This window comes from Blautia glucerasea (assembly GCF_020537505.1).
GTDB lineage: Bacteria > Bacillota > Clostridia > Lachnospirales > Lachnospiraceae > Blautia_A.
In genome coordinates, this window is the sequence record NZ_JAJBMO010000034.1 from 1 (window position 1) to 19,205 (window position 19,205).

Below are 19,205 nucleotides of genomic sequence, written 5' to 3' on the forward strand. Positions count from 1 at the left end.
AAGCGGTTCCAACAATAGCAAAACCCTGCAAAAGCAGGGCTTTGTCTACAGTCTGCAACCACCAGTTCAACTGGTGGTTTATCCTTGGCCCTCCAAAGGGCCATTGTTACTGCTCGCCCCAAAGGGCGGTATCGCAAGCACTTTTACTGGCCCGCTATAAAGCGGTACTACTGGAATCTTCTCTTCTCGATTCCTCTGCTTGCTCATTTATATATTTCTGAACTGCTGCATCTGTTATATTGCCGATTGTTTCAACATAATATCCTCTAGCCCAAAAGGCTTTATCCCATTTACTTTGCAGTTCTGGATGTCTGTCGTAAAGCATCAATGTGCTTTTCCCTTTCAGATATCCCATAAAGTCTGATACACTAAATTTCGGTGGAATTGCTACGCTTAAATGCACATGATCGATACATACGGCTCCCGCAATTATTTCTCTCACATCTTCTCGTACCTTTCCATACAATACTTTCTTCCTATATTTAGGAATGAATACGATATGATACTGGCATTTCCAGCGAGTATGTGATAGACTTTTATTGTCCATTTGGACCGCCTCCTTTGATTTTGAGTTTGGCTTGCGACACCATTCTCATCATATCACAGGAGGCTTTATTTTGTTATCCTCACCGCTTCCGCCTACTCCATTCTCCCCAGCATAGCTGGGGGATTAGGCTTTTCATTAATTTTCAATTTTATAATTTTTTCTTTTTGGCCCCGCATCCCCATTCACCGAGATAAAGTCCGAAAAATAACGGCATGGCATATGCAATAGGAAATGTATATCTTGGATGTCCGTGAGCTGCCGGACCAACAAAGGTGACCGCCAGAGTCAGAAGCAGCGGAAGCGACACTACCAGAAGCTTTCCATTTTTATCAAACAGACAATACAGACATATGGAAAGAAGCAGGAAGTCAAGAATTCCCTGATTTACATAAAGTCCAAACAGGGGAATGTCACAAAATCTCTTGTAATATTCCTTTGTAAGCTTTTTCAAAATTCCATTTCCGTTATTTTGCTTATAAACCTCCGAAAAATCTACTTTATCAATCTCCAGCAACGATTCCCTGGTACTATCATAATACTTTATATTATCCTTCAGTGGACTGAACAGACAATAATTTTGATTTAAAGTAGCATCGATATACGTATCCGGATGCTTCATAAAAAGCTGGAACCAGGTCTGGAAAAAAGCTTTCAGCTCTTCAGAAGTGGCATCATCATTAAATCCCCACTTTATTCCATCCATATTATATGGACGATATTTCTCTGCATATTCTTCCGGTGTATAGGTCATAACTGCCTGAATGGAAGCAATTTCTTCGTCCGTAAGGTCATCCTTATTATTCAATACATATCTTCCGATCTGCTGCAGCGGAATTGCCAGCATCGCACGGGTGGAAATTTTCTTTGCATCGTATTTTTTATAAAGAGCTGCATCATTTATTTTTCCGACACACATTGGAAGAAATAAAAATGCCAGGAACATAAGCGCCGCCCGCATGCTTTGTTTCTTATGAAGAATCATATAGAGCTCTCTTCCAGCCACAAAAAGCAAAACTACAGCTACCACATAAATTCCATTCTTTCTAAAAAACATTCCCAACACAGCAGCAATGGTACATGCAGGATGTTTCCAGGAACTAAAATAAACCTCCGGTTTAAAAAGGTACCACACAAGTTCAATGATAAAAAGAACAATAAACGCATCATAGAACACATCAATTACAAAGGCTGCAATATAGCCAGTAAAGCAAGGGGCGAAACCAATGATCACAAGCGTGGTATTCAAAAGCCAGGCGGGCATATGAAATTTCTTCATGGTATCCACCATATAAGTCATTGCCATCAAAAGGATCACACACTGTATCAACAGCAGGAAAAATAAGCCCAGGCTCACACTTCCAAGCCAGTTTCCCAGATCTGCGAAACGCCCTAAAAGCTGCATATAGATGATCGGATGCTGTGTGGTATACTCTGTCACTCCATAATACTGAAGAAGACTGATCTCACTGTCCACAGTCACAATTCCCGGATAACGGGCAATGAAATGAGGAAGCCAGCAGACCGCTATAAAAACTGCAGTTTTCAAAAAGCTTTTTTCCCCCAGAAGAAAAGAAAAAAAACGCTTCACGTATGGGATTTCGAAGCTTCCATATTTTTCGTAAAGCTTCTTGGGGAAAAAATGCTGTTTCATAGATTTTCCCAGGATTCCAACAGCTCCTGTAAACAGGTAGAAAAACAGTACGCCTCCCAGAAAAACAATGGTGAATTTTATAAGTGCCCCATAGCTTTTCGTGATCACATTTACAAAATTAACTTCAGCCCCTCTTCGTGGTGCAGTAGAATAAAACATTCCCATAACCGACGCAAAGGAGCAAAAACAGCTGAGTAAAATTGCTATTATATGAAATCCTACAGGGTAACCCTGGGGAAATCTCCGGATGATCACATGGTAACTTACAAACAGCAATAAAAATATGCTGGTTCTTGCAAGGGATAGATTGCTTCTTGTAAATAGCATGATTGACCCGGAGCTGACGTTAAAGGTAAAGAAAAAACAGGTTAAAAGCGCATATCCCAAAACTGCAATGTTACTTTTCAGCAATTTCTTCAAAGACTTCCATCCTCCCTTTTTTCAAGCTGTGCCACCGTCTCTACCGACACGGTATTCGGGAACATGTCCACAGGACAGACCTTCTTCAGCTCATAGCCTCTCTCACAAAGATACTTCAGGTCTCTTGCAAGAGTTGCACTATCGCAGCTTACATAGACAACACGGTCCGGCTGCATTTCGATGATGGTGGCAAGCAGCGTCTCATCACAGCCCTTCCGCGGTGGATCTACCACGATCACATCTGCGCGCTCGCCAGTGCGGGCATACTGCGCTGGAAGCACTTCTTCTGCTTTTCCCACGAAAAACTCCGTATTCTCAAATCCATTGAGCCGTGCGTTCTCCTTAGCATTCCCAATGGCAGCAGGGATGATCTCCACACCCCGTACCATCTTCGCCTGCTGTGCCAGAAACAGGGAAATGGTTCCGATTCCACAATACAGATCCCACACCGTTTCATTGCCGGAAAGCTCTGCATATTCCAGTGCTTTTCCATAAAGGCGTCCGGTCTGGTAAGGATTGACCTGGAAAAAGGACAACGGCGAGATCTGATAGGAAATCTCCCCGATCTTATCTGTGATATAAGGCTGTCCCCAGAGAAGACGAACCTTTTCTCCAAGGATCACATTATTTCGCTTCTTATTCACATTTACCATCACGCTGGTGGTCTGGGGGATCTCCCGAAGGGATTTTACAAGTGCCTCTTCCCCGGGCAGCTTCTCCCCGTTGATGATCAGACAGACCATCATCTCATCTGTGAAAAAGCCATAACGGATCAGCACATGGCGCACCAGACCCTTGCCTGTTGTCTCATCATAGGGCTGGATATGGAATTTCTCCATGTGGGCGATCACGCAGTCCAGCACCTCTTTATTCTGGGTTACGCCAAGGGCACAGTCACGGTTCTCAATAATGCTGTGGGTGCGTCCTGCATAAAAACCTGTGATGATCCTGCCATCTTTTGATCTACCAACTGGAAACTGGGCCTTATTCCGATAATGGAAGGGCTGCTCCATTCCCAGGATTTCTTCCATAGGAAGGTCTGTGAATCCGCCTATCCGTTCCAGATGCCCCCGTACCTTGGCTGTCTTAAATTCCAGCTGCTTCTCATAGGAAAGGGCCTGCAGCTGACAGCCGCCGCACTGTCTTGCGAACTGGCACTTTGGCTCTACACGGTCAGGGGATGGGGTAAGGATCTCCTCCATTCTTCCGTAACCGTAATTTTTCTTCGCTTTCATGATCTTTGCGCGAACTGTGTCTCCGATCACTGCGTCTTTGACAAAAACGGTGAAGCCATCAGCCTTTCCGATACCTTCACCGTCAATTCCGCAATCTTCAATCTTTAACGTAACAATATCATTCTTACGATATTCCATAAAGATTACCATTCTCCTGTCTTTCTTAAGTTTGATTCAAACAATCTGTTGTATCCAAGCCATTCCTTCTTGCTCTTATCTGCTGCGAAGATCTCAGTGAGAGTCTCCATACGGGCATCTGTATTATCTGCAAGATTCAGGGCTACTGCCTCTACCATAGCCGGTTTCTTGGGAGAACCGTATTCCAGCTCGCCGTGGTGGGCCAGGATGCAGTGTACCAGCTGGTTCTCAAGCTCCAGAGGAAAATCCGGGATCTCTCTCGCCAGGTCGTGGATCATCTGGGCACCGATGATAATGTGTCCCAGAAGCTGTCCCTCGTCAGTGTAATCGTTCAGAGGAAATGAGGAAAGCTCTCTTGTCTTGCCCACATCATGAAGAAGGGCTGCTGTGATCAGCATGTCACGCTTGATCACCGGGTAAGCAGATGCCATGTAATCGCAAAGCTTGGCAACGCTTAAGGTATGCTCCATCAGTCCGCCTATAAAGCCGTGGTGTACGGTTTTAGCTGCGGAGTGCTCCTCGAAGGATTTCAGGAATTCCTGATCTTCCATAAATAGTTTCTTCAGAAGTGTATTCAGGTACGTATTCTTCACAGTACCGATCATGGCCACAAGCTGGGTGTACATGTCATCTGTGCTGTTCTCACTTACCGGAAGATAATCTGCCGGGTTATACTCTCCCTCTCCTGCCTTGCGCACGCGTTTGATATTCAGCTGCATAGCTCCTGCAAAGCTTGTCACGTCTCCCATGACCTCAATGTAATCCATGGCATCAAAATCGTCGATTCCCAGAGAATTGGGATCCCAGATCTTGCCATCCATCACTCCGGTCTTGTCCTGGAGGATAATATTCTCATAAGGCTTGCCATTCTTGGTCACAGCTGGCTGCTTCTGCTTGCACAGATAAATACCGCTGATCCGGTCGCCCTCATGTAACTCGTTTAAAAAACGCATAATTTCCTTCCCTTTCTAATTAACAAACGAATCCAAATCTTTTATAGCATACCAAATATTTATGAACATTTTATGAATTTACAGGCACTTTTTCCTTTTCAAGTCTCTGTAAATCATGTACAATAAGAAGTGCAGTAAACATTGTTATTAAATTGCTATTTTGTGGATTAAAAGTTCTTCAGGAGGGACGCATTCGGACAATGGGTATTACTCACTCACCGGCGCAACGCTACGATGAACTAATCGCTAACTGCGACTAAGGAGTTCCGGAGAGCCGTCACTCCTAAGTCTTCGTAAGCGCTGGATTTCATCTACGCTAAGGGCGCGCCTGAAATGGTTCGCTGGAGTAATACCCATTGCCCGAACGCTGTGTACTGGCTGAAACTTAGCACACAAAATAGCAACTAAATTTACAGGAGAAATCATGAATCAAAAAGCTTTAAAATCACTTGAATACTACAAGATCATCGACCAGCTGACAGAGAAGGCCTCCTCCCTGATGGGAAAAGACCTGTGCAGACACCTTCTGCCATCTGAAGATGTTTATGAAATCCGCCATATGCAGCTCCAGACCAGGGACGCCCTCACCCGCCTTTTCCAGAAGGGAAACATCTCCTTCGGAAGCGTCAAAGACGTGCGCAGCTCCCTGAAACGCCTGGAGATCGGAAGCTCCCTTGGGATCTCTGAGCTCCTTGCCATTGCCGGACTTCTGGAAAATACCAACCGGGTAAAAGCATACTCCCGCAATGAACGGGGAGATGCAAGGGAAGACTCCCTGGATGGCATGTTCGAGAGCCTGGAGCCGCTGACCCCCCTCTCTTCCGAGATCCGCCGCTGCATCCTCTCCCAGGATGAGATCAGCGACGATGCCAGTGCCGGCCTGATGCACGTCCGCCGCAGCATGAAGGTCGCCAACGACCGCATCCACACCCAGTTGGCCTCCCTGGTAAACGGAAGTGCCCGCAATTACCTGCAGGATTCCGTTATCACCATGCGAAACGGCCGCTACTGTATCCCGGTGAAAGCCGAATACAAAGGACAGGTTCCAGGCATGATCCACGACCAGTCCTCCACAGGCTCCACCTTATTTATTGAGCCTCTGGCCATTGTCAAGCTGAACAACGACATCCGTGAGCTGGAGCTCCAGGAGCAGAAAGAGATCGAAGCCGTTCTCGCCACTTTAAGCGAGCAGACTGCCCAGAATACAGATGCCATCCGAGCCGACCTGGACATTATGATCCAGCTGGACTTCATTTTTGCAAGAGCCGGACTTGCCCTGGATATGAATGCCACAGAGCCTATTTTCAATACAGAGAAACGCATTCACCTGAAACAGGCACGCCATCCCCTGATTCCGAAGAAACAGGCCGTTCCCATTGACATCCGTCTTGGGGAAGATTTCGACCTGCTTGTGGTAACCGGACCAAACACCGGCGGTAAAACGGTTTCTCTGAAAACAGTAGGGCTGCTCACCCTGATGGGACAGGCCGGACTTCACATTCCAGCCCTGGATCGTTCTGAGCTCTCTGTTTTCCATGAGGTCTATGCCGATATCGGGGATGAACAGAGCATTGAACAGTCTCTCAGTACTTTTTCTTCCCATATGACAAACGTGGTGTCCTTCCTGAAAAAAGCCGACCAGGACTCTCTGGTGCTTTTCGACGAGCTTGGCGCTGGCACTGACCCTACAGAGGGTGCAGCCCTTGCCATCTCCATTTTGTCTTTCCTGCATGAACAGGGCATCCGCACCATGGCAACCACCCATTACAGTGAGCTGAAGGTTTACGCCCTCTCTACAGACGGGGTTGAAAATGCCTGTTGCGAATTTAATGTAGAAACCCTACGTCCTACTTACCGCCTCCTGATCGGCGTTCCCGGAAAGAGTAACGCATTCGCCATCTCTTCCAAGCTTGGCCTTCCGGACTTTATCATTGAGCGTGCCAGGGAACAGATCAGCCAGAAGGACGAGTCCTTCGAGGATGTCCTTACCTCCCTGGAAAACAGCCGTGTGATCATCGAAAATGAGCGTCAGGAAGTAGAGCGTTATAAAACAGAGATTGCCTCCCTGAAACAGGAGTTAGAGTCCAAGCAGGAGAAGCTGGATGAGCGCAAAGAACGGATCTTACGCGAAGCCAACGAAGAAGCGCGAAAGATCCTGGCAGATACCAAGGAATATGCGGACCAGACCATGAAAATGTTCCACAAATTCCAGAAGGATCATGTGGATACTGCTGCCATTGAAAAAGAGCGCCAGAATCTTCGAAACCGCATGAACAAAGCCGAAAAGGGCATGTCCATGAATACCACTGTGAGAAAGCCAAAGAAAGAGCTGAAGCCAAAGGATCTTTCCCTTGGCGATACCGTAAAAGTGCTCAGCATGAATCTCAAGGGAACGGTCAGCAGTCATCCGGATTCCAAGGGCTTCCTGTTCGTACAGATGGGTATTATCCGTTCCAAGGTCCACATTTCCGACCTGGAGCTTGTAGACGAGCCGGTTATCAACACCCCCGGACTTTCCCGCACAGGAGCAGGCAAGATCCGTATGTCCAAGTCCACCAGCGTTTCCACAGAGATCAATCTTCTTGGAAAAACAGTGGATGAGGCAGTTGCCGAGCTGGACAAATATCTGGACGATGCTTATCTGGCTCATTTAAAGAGTGTGCGTATTGTACATGGTAAAGGTACCGGCGCACTGCGAAAGGGCGTGCATAACTATCTCCGCCGCCAGAAGCATGTGGCTGATTTCCATCTGGCAGAATTTGGCGAGGGTGATGCAGGTGTTACGATCGTGGAATTTAAGAAGTAACATAAAAATCCTCCTTTTCCCTTTTGGGCATGTGCTTTTGCAGGCACTTTTCTGGACTTTACTATAAATTTTATAAGGAGAAACGAACTATGGTTGCTAAACAGAAAATCCTCATTGTCGATGATGACAACAATATTGCAGAGCTGATTTCTCTGTATCTTACCAAAGAATGTTTCGAAACAAAAATCGTAAATGACGGCGAACTGGCCTTGAAAGAATTTCAGGCCTTCCACCCCAACCTGATTCTTCTGGATCTGATGCTTCCAGGAATTGACGGTTATCAGGTATGCCGCGAGATCCGCCATACCTCAGATGTCCCCATCATCATGCTCTCCGCCAAGGGCGAAACCTTCGACAAGGTGCTGGGGTTAGAGCTGGGCGCCGACGATTATATTATCAAGCCATTTGATTCCAAGGAGCTGGTTGCCCGGGTCCGCGCTGTGCTCCGCCGTTTCCAGCCCAGGCAGACCGCTGTGGTAAGCGACGAGAAATGCGCCACTTACCCGGACCTTACAGTCAATCTTACCAATTACTCTGTTACCTATATGGGAAAACAGGTGGACATGCCGCCGAAGGAGCTGGAGCTTCTTTACTTTCTTGCATCATCCCCAAACCAGGTATTTACGAGAGAACAGCTTCTGGATCACATCTGGGGATATGAGTATATTGGCGATACCAGAACAGTAGATGTTCACATCAAACGTCTCCGCGAAAAGATCAAGGATCATCCAAGCTGGTCTATCTCCACAGTCTGGGGAATCGGCTATAAATTTGAGGTAAAAAGCGAATGAGAAAGACCGTCCACAGCAAACTAATCGGCTGCTATATTCTCATTGGAATCCTCAGTTTCCTCTTCGCCACAGCAGGAGGCTCCCACTTTGTGGAGATTTACCTTGAAGGCGAGGTAGGTACAAGGCTTCATGACAGCGCAGTGCGCTTCGCATCGGATGAGATAACAGTACAGCAGCTTGCCGCCGGAGATATCTCTGGACTGGAAAAACTGGCAGATATTCTATCTACCGGGGAGGGCGCCGGAATTCTGGTCCTGGATCAGGATTTCCAGGTGCTGGTGCAGTCTCCGGATCTGGATTACAGCCTTAGTTATACGGAATCTGCTGTGGAAGCTTCTTCTGCTCCCCATACAATTATCATTCCGGATTCTGACCTGGATTTCTGGCTTAATGCCCAGTATACCATCAATAATTTTTATGGATATTTTTCCAGTCCACATCTTAATGTGATGGTACCTGTGGAAAATTCCGACGTAACAGAAGGATATGTCACTTATCATTATGACATGCAGCAGCTTTACCAGAAACGAAGCGGTCTTCTCGGGATCCTCCAGATGGTTTTCCTGGCTGTGTATGCGCTTTGCGGCGTGCTTCTTCTCTGCTATCAGAAATGGATCCATATTCCTTTAAAGCAGATTATCAAAGGAGCTTCCGAATATGCCAACGGTGACTTAAGCTACCGCATTCCGGTGAAGTCAGAGGATGAAATGGGTTATCTTGCCAATACCTTGAACTACATGGCAGACAAGATCAACCAGAACGGTGAATACCAGCGGACCTTTATTGCCAACGTTTCCCATGATTTCCGTTCTCCTCTTACTTCCATCAAGGGATATGTGGAAGCGATCCTGGATGGTACGATCCCGCCGGAATTGCAGGATAAATACTTAAATATCATTTCCCATGAGGCTGACCGCCTGGAAAAACTGACACGAAGCCTTCTGGTGCTGAATGATCTGGATGAACGGAAGCGAATGATGAATATCCGCAGATTTGACATTAACGACGTGATCAAAAATACAGCCAATACCTTCGAGGGAACCTGTTCAAAAAAGAATATTGATCTGGAACTGCTGCTCTATGGAAAAGAACTTTTTGTGGAAGCAGATATGGAACAGATCCAGCAGGTACTGTACAATTTATTGGACAATGCCATTAAATTCAGTAATGATAATTCTTCTATTAATATTGAAACTTCTGTAAAAAATGACAAGGTTTTCGTTTCTGTAAAGGATCATGGAGTGGGAATCCCAAAAGAAAGCCTGTCCAAGGTATGGGACAGATTCTATAAGACAGATACCTCCCGGGGAAAAGACAGAAAGGGAACAGGGCTTGGACTCTCTATTGTGAAAGAAATCATCAAGGCACATAATCAGAATATTAATGTGATCAGTACAGAAGGGGTTGGAACGGAATTTATCTTTACTTTGAAGAAAGTAAAATAAATTGTGTAGTCGTTAACTGCTTCATTAATAGAACAACCTCTGGGAATTTTGCCTGCGGCGCCGTCATCCCCAAACTTACGAAAAAGACCTACAACATATGCAAAACACTTCTGCTATGCTGTAGGTCTTTTATTATCATTTTATATGTATCTTGAAATACATTACTGCGAAAATTATAAATCCATCTTCCCTTTATTTCCAGTCATATTTCCGCAAATGCCCTTCCAGCTTCAAATGCTCGAAGCCATGCTGGCGGAAGGCTTCATAGAGAATGATTGCCACAGAATTGCTCAGATTCAAAGATCTGGTCTCGCCGGCCATTGGAATCCGAACGCAGGTTTCCTGGTTGTCCCGAAGGATTTCTTCCGGAATTCCTGCACTTTCCTTGCCAAACATAATAAAACAGTTGTCCTCATACTTTACATCTGCGTAGGTCTGAGGTGCTTTCGTCGTTGCATAATAGATCTTTGCTCCCGGATTCCTCTCCAGAAAGTCTTCATAATCCAGATAGGTAGTCACATCCAGATCTTTCCAATAATCCATTCCTGCACGCTTCAGGGCTTTCTCACTTAAAGAGAACCCAAGAGGCTCAATAAGATGGAGTCTGGTACCTGTTGCTACACAGGTACGTCCAATATTTCCTGTATTTGCCGGAATCTCCGGCTCATGAAGTACAATGTTTAATGTTCCCATTTTTTCTGCTCCTGTATTTACAGAATTTCAGAGAATGTTTGAAAATCATTTCTGCAAAATATTCATTCCACTTTGTAGAAGGCTTTTATAAACACGCTCCAATATAACCTTACTCTCTTCCAAATAGGAATAGGCAATAACGTTTCCTGCCATATCTTTTCTATATCTTTTTATTTTTCACACAGTACCTTATATATTTCATCCTTTGCCGGGCGCTCCAGATATCTGCCCTTTCCGTTATAATAGAGCATTCTGTCGTTTCCATCATTGGTCTGACCGATCACAGCTGCCATCATTCCCTGTCTGTGAAGCTCCTGCACCAATGCCTCTCCAGCCGGAATTCCGATCAGGATGGCGCCCCTGGCATTCAGCTTATATGGATTTATGTCAAAAATTTCACAAATCTCAATAGTTTCCTGGCGGATAGGAACTTTCGTAAAGTCCATTTCCAGCCCTACCTGGGATGCTTCTGCCATTTTCCACAGCGCACTTAAAAAGCCGCCCTCCCCCATGACATAGAGCGCTGTCGCTCCAGCAGCCTCTGCCGCTTTCCATGCAGCGCAGCCTTCCACCTTTTCAATAATCGGAGCACTACGTTTTCCACCTGCTGCCAGCTGTTCTCCACAACAATCTTCCTTATTTTCAGGCAACACACAGCTGTCATCATTTTCTCCTACTGTCCCATAGACAGCTCTCAGCTCACCAGCGTTTCGGAGAAAGCTTTCGGAAAAATGCTCTCTTAAAATATCATGCTTCATCTTTGCAATCTGCACTGTCCCCTCAAGGGCAACAGCACCAGCTACCACAAGTTCATTTCCAGGCGTAAGAAGCCCGCAGATTTCCGCCTGCAAAGCCTCCATAGCCGCTTGCCCAAGTCTCATCTTATCGTTTCCTTACAGAAGAAGAGAAATAACGGTAGGCACAACCATTGCAAGAACAAGGATAACTGCAATGATGGCAGTCACAAGTTTTCTTTTCTTTGGATCAAACATTCCCATAGGATACTTCCTTTCTTTACTATAACTGAATTTTCTTCACCGCCGCATTATGAAGCAGCGGATCCCGGTTTTCATAATCAAACATCAGTATTCTGCCATCGCGGAACACTTCAATATGAGCAGTCTTCGGCACTTTTTCCAGGCGTCTGTACTCCCAGACTGCTTTCTCGTAAGGCTTCTGATCCATCTCAAAGGAGGGATGGCTCTTCAGATTCTCACGGAGATACAGGTCGTAGATCATACTGTCTGCCACTTTCTCCCAGGTTACAGTATCCACATTTCTGTTATCATCCTCAGCTGTTTCTGCTGAATTTCCCGCTTTCAGTTTCTGATTTTCTGCCAGCTTTTCAGATTCCTGTTCTTCCAGTTCTTCCTTCACAAATTCCAGCAGGATCTCATATCTGCGCATTCTGGAATGGGAAATCTCCGAATAGCCCTTTTTCTCATAAAACTGTCCCAGCCTCTCATATAAGGTGAACGCGTCCTCAAATAATGGCTCCACACAGGCAATGGTATTCTGGAACTGCCCACTATTATAATACAATTCCACCATACTTTCTACCATTTTGAGGCGCAAAATATCCTCATAAGGCAACCATTTGGTTCCCAGCACCTCATAAGGCTCCAGTTCCTTATACACAATGCCGTACTCTTCCGTCATCTCTTTCATGTGAGAGCCCTTCAAAACCTTCAGAAATCCAAGCTGGAGCTGTTGTGGACGAAGGGCATAGACATCGTTAAAAGATCTGTGAAAGCTGTCATAATCCTCGTAAGGAAGACCTGCGATCAGATCAAGATGCTGGTGAATATTTTTGAAGCTGTGGATTTTATTTACAATTTCTGCCAGTTTTTCAAAATTCATGGTACGGTGAATGGCACGGATAGTGTCCGGATTTGTGGACTGCACGCCAATCTCCAGCTGGATCAGTCCCGGACGCATAGTGCGCATCAGCTCCAATTCATTTTCCTTTAACAAATCTGCCGATATTTCAAAATGAAAATTGGTAATCCCATTATCATGATCCTTTATGTACTGCCAGATAGTCATGGCATGGTCATGCTTGCAGTTGAAGGTTCTGTCCACAAATTTCACCTGTGGTACTTTGTGATCCAGGAAAAACTGCAGCTCTTTTTTTACTAATTCCAGGTCACGGAAACGCAGTTTCTTGTCTATAGAAGACAGGCAATAGCTACAGGAAAAAGGACAGCCACGGCTGCTCTCATAATAGATAATACGGTTTTCAAAATCTTTCAGATTTTTGTACGCAAACGGCACCTTACTAAGATCCATAAGCTGACGCCATCCATTATTCTGAATGGTACCGTCCGGTTTATTGTACACAAGTCCGGTTGTCTCTTCCAGCGAAATGCTTCCTTCTGCATAGTATTTCACCAGTTCCAGAAAGGTCTCCTCCCCTTCGCCTACCAGGACACCATCAAATGCCGGATTCTTTTTCAAAAACTCTTCTGCATCGTAGGATACCTCTGGGCCACCAGCCCAGAACGGAACATCAGGCAGGATCTTCCGCAGATCCTGCATCAGTTCCCGAACAAAGGTGATGTTCCAGATATAACAGGATACACACACAACATCGGGATGGCATCTGTAGATGTCTTTTAAGATGTCATCCTTCAGCTGGTTAATGGTGTACTCCCGAAGTACAACGTTATCACCATATTCTTTTGCATAGGCTTTCAGATTAAAAATAGCCAGATTGGAGTGTATATATTTAGCATTGCATGCTGCAAGTAATATCTTCATCTGCTCATTCATCCAGCAGTTTCTTTAATTCTTCTTTGTCAGTAAGCCCAACCAGACGGTGTGCTTCTGCTCCGTTTTTGAAAATGATCAGGGTAGGAATGCTCATAACACGGAACTGCTGTGCAAGCTCCATATTCTGATCTACATCAAGCTTTCCTACTGCGTAACCTTCTTCGCCCAGCTCCTCTACGATCGGGCCCTGACGCATGCATGGACCGCACCAGGTTGCCCAGAAATCCAGAAGAAATGGTTTCTCAGATTTTAATACTTCTTCTTCAAAATTCTGCGTTGTGATTACTTTTGCCATAATTGATTCATCCTTTCTATTATTCTCTCTAATTTACTGTTAAACTATAAACGTAAATTATACAATCTGTCAGTTAAATGTAGTTTTTCACCATTTCAGTTCCAGTAACTCATATAACATTACCATTAGCAATAACTATCTCAATTTATTTTTTTACTGATTTTTCTTTATTTCGCACATACTGGTTGGCGCTGAGCCCTGCCTGTGCCCCATCGTAAACGGCCTTCGCTACCTGCAAAAGTCCGCCCGTACAGTCACCGGCTGCAAAAAGCCCGGGGATAGTGCTTTCCATCTTTTCGTTGACCTTGATATTGCCCTTCTCGGTGAGAGCTGCGCCCATCTGTCTGGCCATCTCTGCGCTTCCTGCGGTTCCAAGTGCTACGAAAACACCGTCTGCAGAGGCAAATGTTTCTTTGTAACCATCCGCCGGACTCTCCTGACTATGAAGCTCTGACACTTCCACTTCTGATTTCTTTCCTTCCTGCAAAAACGGAAGCTTATTTTCTCCATCAGTGTCCTGCCCTGCATCCTTCTCCCCCTCATAAAGCAGCCGCAGTCCGGACACCTTCTCATCGCCCTCCACGGACTGAATTTTCATGGTATTTACAGTAAAAGGAGCTTTCCTGGAAAATTCCGGTTTCTTCCCATCTGTATAGATTGTAACCGAACCAGCCATAGGAGCCAGTTCTTCTGCTTCGTGAAGAGCAAAATCACTGTTTCCAAGTACAGCCACGTCCTTCCCTCTGTAGAAAAAGGCATCGCATACTGCGCAGTAGCTGACACCTCTTCCCTCAAATTCCCGGATTCCCGGAATTGCAGGAGCTTTCCGCTTACTGCCGGTGGCAAGGATCACGCTGAGGGTGTCAAAGTCACCAGCTGTAGTTTTCACCTGGAAGGTGTCAAATCCACCGATTCCCAGAACCTGGGCTTCCAGGATCCGCACGCCCAATGCCTTCGCCTGGGCAATTCCGGTCTCAAATAATTCTTTCCCGGAAACAGGGTGTTCCATACCATAATAATTCTCTATTTTTTCAGCTTTTTCCAAAGCTCCAATACCGTTATTGATTACCAGCGGATTCATGTTCGCCCTGACTGCATACAAGGCTGCTGAAATTCCCGCCGGTCCTGCACCGATAATGATCACTTTTTCCATAGCTTCACCTGCCTTTCGTCAGATTACCTGTAAGAAATTCCCGACAATATTCTGCCATAGATTTTTCTTTCAGGCTACTGCCATTCTAACATTACTATATATGAAAAGCAAGGCATGGATTTTACAATGAAAGGAATGTCCAATCTCCCCGTTACGCTTTTCAGCAACGTGCTTCAGGATGCACGAGACTTTCATAGTGAATTTTTCGAATTTACAGATTTTTGAAAATTTTTCTTGCGTGAAGTAGATTTCTGTGCTATTATATGCACTGTAGGTTCTAAGAACTTATGAATGCCCAGATAGCTCAGTTGGTAGAGCAGAGGACTGAAAATCCTCGTGTCGCTGGTTCGATTCCGGCTCTGGGCATTTTTTTATTTTCCTTTTTTACAATGAATGATTAGAAAAAGCCGCCCCCGGAGGGGCGACCTCATTTACTCTGTAAGCATTTTATCTAATGTTTCATTCAGCATCTCTCTTGATGTCACCTGTATCGCCTGAATTCCTACCTTCTTCGCACCTTCCACGTTATCGGCGCGGTCATCGAAAAACAGACACGCTTCTGCTTTCAGGTTATATTTTTCCAGAAGGATCTCATAAATCTCCCGGTCTGGCTTCAAAGCGTGCACCTGATAGGAAACCACACCGCCATCCAGCACATCCAGGAATTTCGCTCCCTTAGTATGCATGTGGAACAATTCTTCTGAGTAATTGGAAAGCAGGTAGATCTTATAGCCTTTTTCCTTCAGTGCTGCAACCTTATCCCAGACTTCCGGACGTTTCACAGCCATCTGCTCTCCATTTCCAAGGAACCAGCCCATCACATCCACATCATCCGGATACTTCAGTTCATACTGATGAATGGCTTCCTCAAGGCTTAATCTTCCACCATCCAGTCCCTGCACCCATATTTCATTGTCGAACATTTCTCTGCCGATCCGCTTCGCCTCAGCTTCTGAAAGACCGTAATCCTTTGTCAGCATTTCAAACCAGCGGTACTCCACCAGAACATCTCCAACATCAAAAATCAGATTCTGAATCATATGTATTTATCCTTTAAAATTAATCTTCATAACCATTCGGGTTATTGCTCTGCCATCTCCAGGAATCCTCACACATCTCACGGATACCGTTCTCTGCCGTCCAGCCAAGCTCCTTAGCAGCTTTGGACGCATCGCAGTAGCAGGTTGCAATATCACCAGCACGGCGTGGTTTGATCACATATGGGATCTTTACACCTGTAGCTGCTTCAAAGTTCTTCACAATATCAAGAACGCTGTAGCCCTTACCAGTGCCAAGGTTATAGATTGCAAGACCAGGGTTTTCCCCGATCTTCTTAAGAGCCTTCACATGGCCTTTTGCAAGGTCAACTACGTGGATATAATCTCTCACACCAGTTCCATCCGGAGTGTCATAGTCATTTCCAAATACACCAAGCTCTTTCAGCTTGCCGACAGCAACCTGTGTAATGTATGGCATAAGGTTATTCGGGATACCATTTGGGTTCTCACCGATAGTTCCGCTCTTGTGGGCACCGATCGGGTTGAAGTAGCGAAGAAGCATTACGTTCCACTCTGGATCTGCTTTCTGGATGTCTGTAAGCACCTGCTCCAGCATGGATTTTGTCCAACCATATGGGTTCGTGCACTGTCCTTTCGGGCATTCCTCTGTGATCGGGATCTGTGCCGGATCGCCATATACAGTTGCAGAGGAAGAGAAAATAATATTCTTAACGCCATGTTTTCTCATTACATCTACAAGAGTCAGGGTTCCTGCAATATTGTTCTCATAATATTCCCATGGCTTCACAACGGACTCTCCAACAGCCTTCAGTCCGGCGAAATGAATACAGGAGTCAATGTCTTCTTTATCAAAAATCTGGTCAAGGGCTTCTCTGTCCAGGATGTCTGCCTTATAGAATTTCACTGGCTTGCCTGTGATCTTGGAAACTCTGTCAAGTGCCTTCTCGCTGGAATTAGACAGATTATCCAGAACTACTACGTCATAACCGGAATTCTGAAGCTCTACAACTGTGTGACTCCCGATGTATCCTGCACCGCCTGTTACTAAAATTGCCATGATATTTTCCTCCTCGTTTGGTGCAAAGGCCTTCTGCTGTATTACTGTTCACGACTTGACCAGTAATCCCACTCCATCTATAGAATAACTGCCGTGAAATATCGGCAGCATCAGCCTTTACCTGTATTTATGGTACCCAGACAGGTGTAAATCCATCTGTCTGGTTTAGCATACCACTATTTATATTTTTGTACAATAGCTTTCATATCAGATAATTTCTGTTCCATGTCCCAGACCAGCTTAAACTGGGTTCTTGCACGGTCCAGATTGTGGTTTTCACGATGGATGCGGAAATAATGATCGCCCTCCAGATGATCTGCCAGAAAACGCATTCCACACTCAAAGGTCATAAGGATGGCTCCCATTGGAAGCAACTCCACTTCCAGATCGGTAAGGGCTCCGCCACAGCCTTCCAGAAATCCTTTTACATACACATCAAACAGATGAAGATCGCAGGATACCTTGGAAATGTCCCTCTCATCCTCGGCTGCTGTGCTTGCACCGAAACGGATGGAATCACCGAAATCATTCAGGGAAAGTCCCGGCATTACCGTATCCAGATCGATCACACAAATTCCTTTCCGTGTCTTATTATCAATCATGATGTTGTTCAGCTTGGTGTCGTTATGGGTAACACGAAGAGGCAGCCTGCCAGCCTCCTGCAGATCCACCAGTGTATGAGCCAGCTGCTCTCTTTCCAGAACAAACCTGATTTCCTTCTGAACCTCCGCAGCACGTCCGCAGGCATCCTCTTCCACAGCCTTTTTGAAATCCGCAAAACGCTTCACTGTATTGTGAAAGTTTGGAATCGTCTCATGAAGAGTCTCTGCAGGATAGTCTGCAAGAAGACGCTGAAAATTACCAAATGCAAGGGCGCTCTGGTAAAAATCCCCGTCACTTTCTACCTGGTCGAAACAGGTGGCATCTTCAATAAACAGGTAAGCTCTCCAGTATTCGCCCTCTTTATCAACGAAATAAGGAGCTCCAGCCCTGTCATTTACAATATTCAGGGTTTCACGCTCAGCGTCCCCGCCGTTCTCCAGGATTTTCTTCCTCAGCCAGGAAGTAACACCACTGATATTCTCCATAAGGCCAACAGGATCCTGGAAAATCTGCTTGTTCATTTTCTGGAGGATATAGCGTTTCTTTCCATTCTCTGTGAAAAATACCGCCTGATAGGTCTCATTAATATGACCATTTCCAAATATCCCCACTTCTTCAAGCTTCCCGCAAAAATCAAAATTGCTGATCACTTCCAGCAGCTCCTGGCGGCTTGCATCTTTTGCTTTTTCCACGTATTAGTCCTCCCACAGCTTCTGCGGATACATGCCTTCATCCTTCATCCTCTGAACCGCATTCATCACTACCGGCTTATCCTCTTTATAGGTAACGCCGTACCATTTGTCCATGGATTTCAGAACCTTAACAGTAGCTTTCTTCTCACAAAGAAGCTCATCTACAACAAATGGAAGGAAATACTCGCACTTCAGCGGATTTTTCTCAACGTTCTCTTTCAGGAATGCTGGAAATCTGTCCTTCAGCTCTTTCAGGATGCTTGCAGAAAATCCCCACATATTCATGGAGACGGTAGCGTCCATTGGAAGCTCATTCCAGGTAGCACCATCATCCTCTGTGTAAGCTGCACCGCCATCTTTTTTCTCAATGTGGGTACGCTCGTTAATATCTTTCAGGTATCCCTCTTCATCAGTCACGCATACGCCACGGGCAACATGACCGTTATCCGTAAGGGTGTTCTCCAGCTTATAACCAACCATCATGTACTGGTAAACACCGTCTTTATCCTGGTTCTGTGTAAGGAAGTCGTATGCCATCTGAAATGCGTGGCGTCCATAATAATCATCTGCATTGATGACTGCAAATGGTCCGTCGATTACATCCATACAGCTCATGATCGCGTGACCGGTTCCCCATGGTTTTACACGTCCTTGCGGCACCTCAAAGCCTTCCGGCAGATTGTGAAGATCCTGGAATACAAACACAACCTCTGCGTGCTTACCCATGCGGTCTCCGATAGCCGCACGGAAATCTGCTTCGTTCTCTTTCTTTATAATAAATACGATTTTCTCAAATCCAGCCTGGATCGCATCATAGATGGAAAAATCAATGATAATGTCTCCCTCCTTGTCAACAGGGTCGATTTGCTTCAGACCGCCGTATCTGCTTCCCATACCGGCTGCCATTACTACTAATGCTGGCTTTTTCATATTAC

The 19,205-nt window shown here is 45.5% G+C and carries 16 protein-coding genes and 1 tRNA gene; 4 read left to right on the forward strand and 13 right to left on the reverse strand.

The window, feature by feature from the left end:
• Positions 1–154: 154 nt before the first annotated feature.
• From tnpA to LIQ05_RS17725, 4 genes are all read right to left on the reverse strand, one after another.
• Entirely contained in the window at positions 155–547 is a 393-nt protein-coding gene (gene tnpA / locus LIQ05_RS17710) for an IS200/IS605 family transposase (protein ID WP_226822728.1), read from the reverse strand.
• Between the two features lie 148 nt (positions 548–695).
• Positions 696–2,618 (reverse strand): DUF6020 family protein, encoded by a 1,923-nt coding sequence (locus tag LIQ05_RS17715; RefSeq protein ID WP_226822729.1) that lies wholly within the window; start codon positions 2,616–2,618, stop codon positions 696–698.
• On the reverse strand, positions 2,615–3,991 hold the full coding sequence (gene rlmD / locus LIQ05_RS17720) for a 23S rRNA (uracil(1939)-C(5))-methyltransferase RlmD (RefSeq protein WP_226822730.1): 1,377 nt from the start codon (positions 3,989–3,991) through the stop codon (positions 2,615–2,617). The genes LIQ05_RS17715 and rlmD overlap by 4 nt, the downstream gene beginning before the upstream one ends.
• A 5-nt stretch (positions 3,992–3,996) precedes the next feature.
• Complete coding sequence (locus LIQ05_RS17725; protein ID WP_226822731.1) at positions 3,997–4,944, reverse strand: 3'-5' exoribonuclease YhaM family protein; 948 nt, start codon at positions 4,942–4,944, stop codon at positions 3,997–3,999.
• A gap of 424 nt (positions 4,945–5,368) precedes the next feature.
• Between LIQ05_RS17725 and LIQ05_RS17730 the strand changes: the two genes are divergently transcribed.
• From LIQ05_RS17730 to LIQ05_RS17740, 3 genes are all read left to right on the forward strand, one after another.
• Positions 5,369–7,750, forward strand: a complete 2,382-nt coding sequence (locus LIQ05_RS17730; RefSeq protein WP_226822732.1) for an endonuclease MutS2 — start codon at positions 5,369–5,371, stop codon at positions 7,748–7,750.
• Positions 7,751–7,839: 89 nt separating this feature from the next.
• A complete protein-coding gene (locus LIQ05_RS17735) occupies positions 7,840–8,541 on the forward strand; it encodes a response regulator transcription factor (protein ID WP_226822733.1) in 702 nt (233 codons plus the stop codon).
• Positions 8,538–9,986, forward strand: a complete 1,449-nt coding sequence (locus LIQ05_RS17740) for a sensor histidine kinase (protein ID WP_226822734.1) — start codon at positions 8,538–8,540, stop codon at positions 9,984–9,986. The genes LIQ05_RS17735 and LIQ05_RS17740 overlap by 4 nt, the downstream gene beginning before the upstream one ends.
• A gap of 192 nt (positions 9,987–10,178) precedes the next feature.
• On the opposite strand, the gene LIQ05_RS17745 is transcribed toward LIQ05_RS17740, so the two are convergent.
• The 5 genes from LIQ05_RS17745 to LIQ05_RS17765 all read right to left on the reverse strand — a co-directional run bounded on the left by LIQ05_RS17745 (position 10,179) and on the right by LIQ05_RS17765 (position 14,899).
• A complete protein-coding gene (locus LIQ05_RS17745; protein ID WP_226822735.1) occupies positions 10,179–10,679 on the reverse strand; it encodes a tRNA (cytidine(34)-2'-O)-methyltransferase in 501 nt (166 codons plus the stop codon).
• Between the two features lie 170 nt (positions 10,680–10,849).
• A complete protein-coding gene (locus tag LIQ05_RS17750) occupies positions 10,850–11,560 on the reverse strand; it encodes an AIR synthase-related protein (RefSeq protein WP_226822736.1) in 711 nt (236 codons plus the stop codon).
• A 136-nt stretch (positions 11,561–11,696) separates the two neighbouring features.
• Positions 11,697–13,439: a B12-binding domain-containing radical SAM protein gene (locus tag LIQ05_RS17755; protein WP_226822737.1), complete on the reverse strand. Its 1,743-nt coding sequence runs from the start codon at positions 13,437–13,439 to the stop codon at positions 11,697–11,699.
• Between the two features lie 4 nt (positions 13,440–13,443).
• On the reverse strand, positions 13,444–13,779 hold the full coding sequence (gene trxA / locus LIQ05_RS17760; protein ID WP_226822749.1) for a thioredoxin: 336 nt from the start codon (positions 13,777–13,779) through the stop codon (positions 13,444–13,446).
• A gap of 112 nt (positions 13,780–13,891) precedes the next feature.
• The gene (locus tag LIQ05_RS17765) at positions 13,892–14,899 is read right to left on the reverse strand and encodes an NAD(P)/FAD-dependent oxidoreductase (protein WP_226822738.1); all 1,008 of its coding nucleotides are present in this window, start codon (positions 14,897–14,899) and stop codon (positions 13,892–13,894) included.
• A gap of 293 nt (positions 14,900–15,192) precedes the next feature.
• Here LIQ05_RS17765 and LIQ05_RS17770 point away from each other — a divergent pair.
• A tRNA-Phe gene (locus LIQ05_RS17770) sits at positions 15,193–15,265 on the forward strand.
• Positions 15,266–15,330: 65 nt separating this feature from the next.
• On the opposite strand, the gene LIQ05_RS17775 is transcribed toward LIQ05_RS17770, so the two are convergent.
• The 4 genes from LIQ05_RS17775 to LIQ05_RS17790 form a co-directional block, all read right to left on the reverse strand.
• Positions 15,331–15,939, reverse strand: a complete 609-nt coding sequence (locus LIQ05_RS17775) for an HAD family hydrolase (protein ID WP_226822739.1) — start codon at positions 15,937–15,939, stop codon at positions 15,331–15,333.
• Between the two features lie 19 nt (positions 15,940–15,958).
• Positions 15,959–16,975 (reverse strand): UDP-glucose 4-epimerase GalE, encoded by a 1,017-nt coding sequence (gene galE / locus LIQ05_RS17780; RefSeq protein WP_226822740.1) that lies wholly within the window; start codon positions 16,973–16,975, stop codon positions 15,959–15,961.
• 176 nt (positions 16,976–17,151) lie between these two features.
• Positions 17,152–18,270, reverse strand: coding sequence for a phosphotransferase enzyme family protein (locus LIQ05_RS17785; RefSeq protein WP_226822741.1), 1,119 nt, complete (start codon positions 18,268–18,270; stop codon positions 17,152–17,154).
• Positions 18,271–18,273: 3 nt separating this feature from the next.
• Positions 18,274–19,200, reverse strand: a complete 927-nt coding sequence (locus LIQ05_RS17790) for a nucleotidyltransferase family protein (protein ID WP_226822742.1) — start codon at positions 19,198–19,200, stop codon at positions 18,274–18,276.
• Positions 19,201–19,205 lie beyond the last annotated feature (5 nt).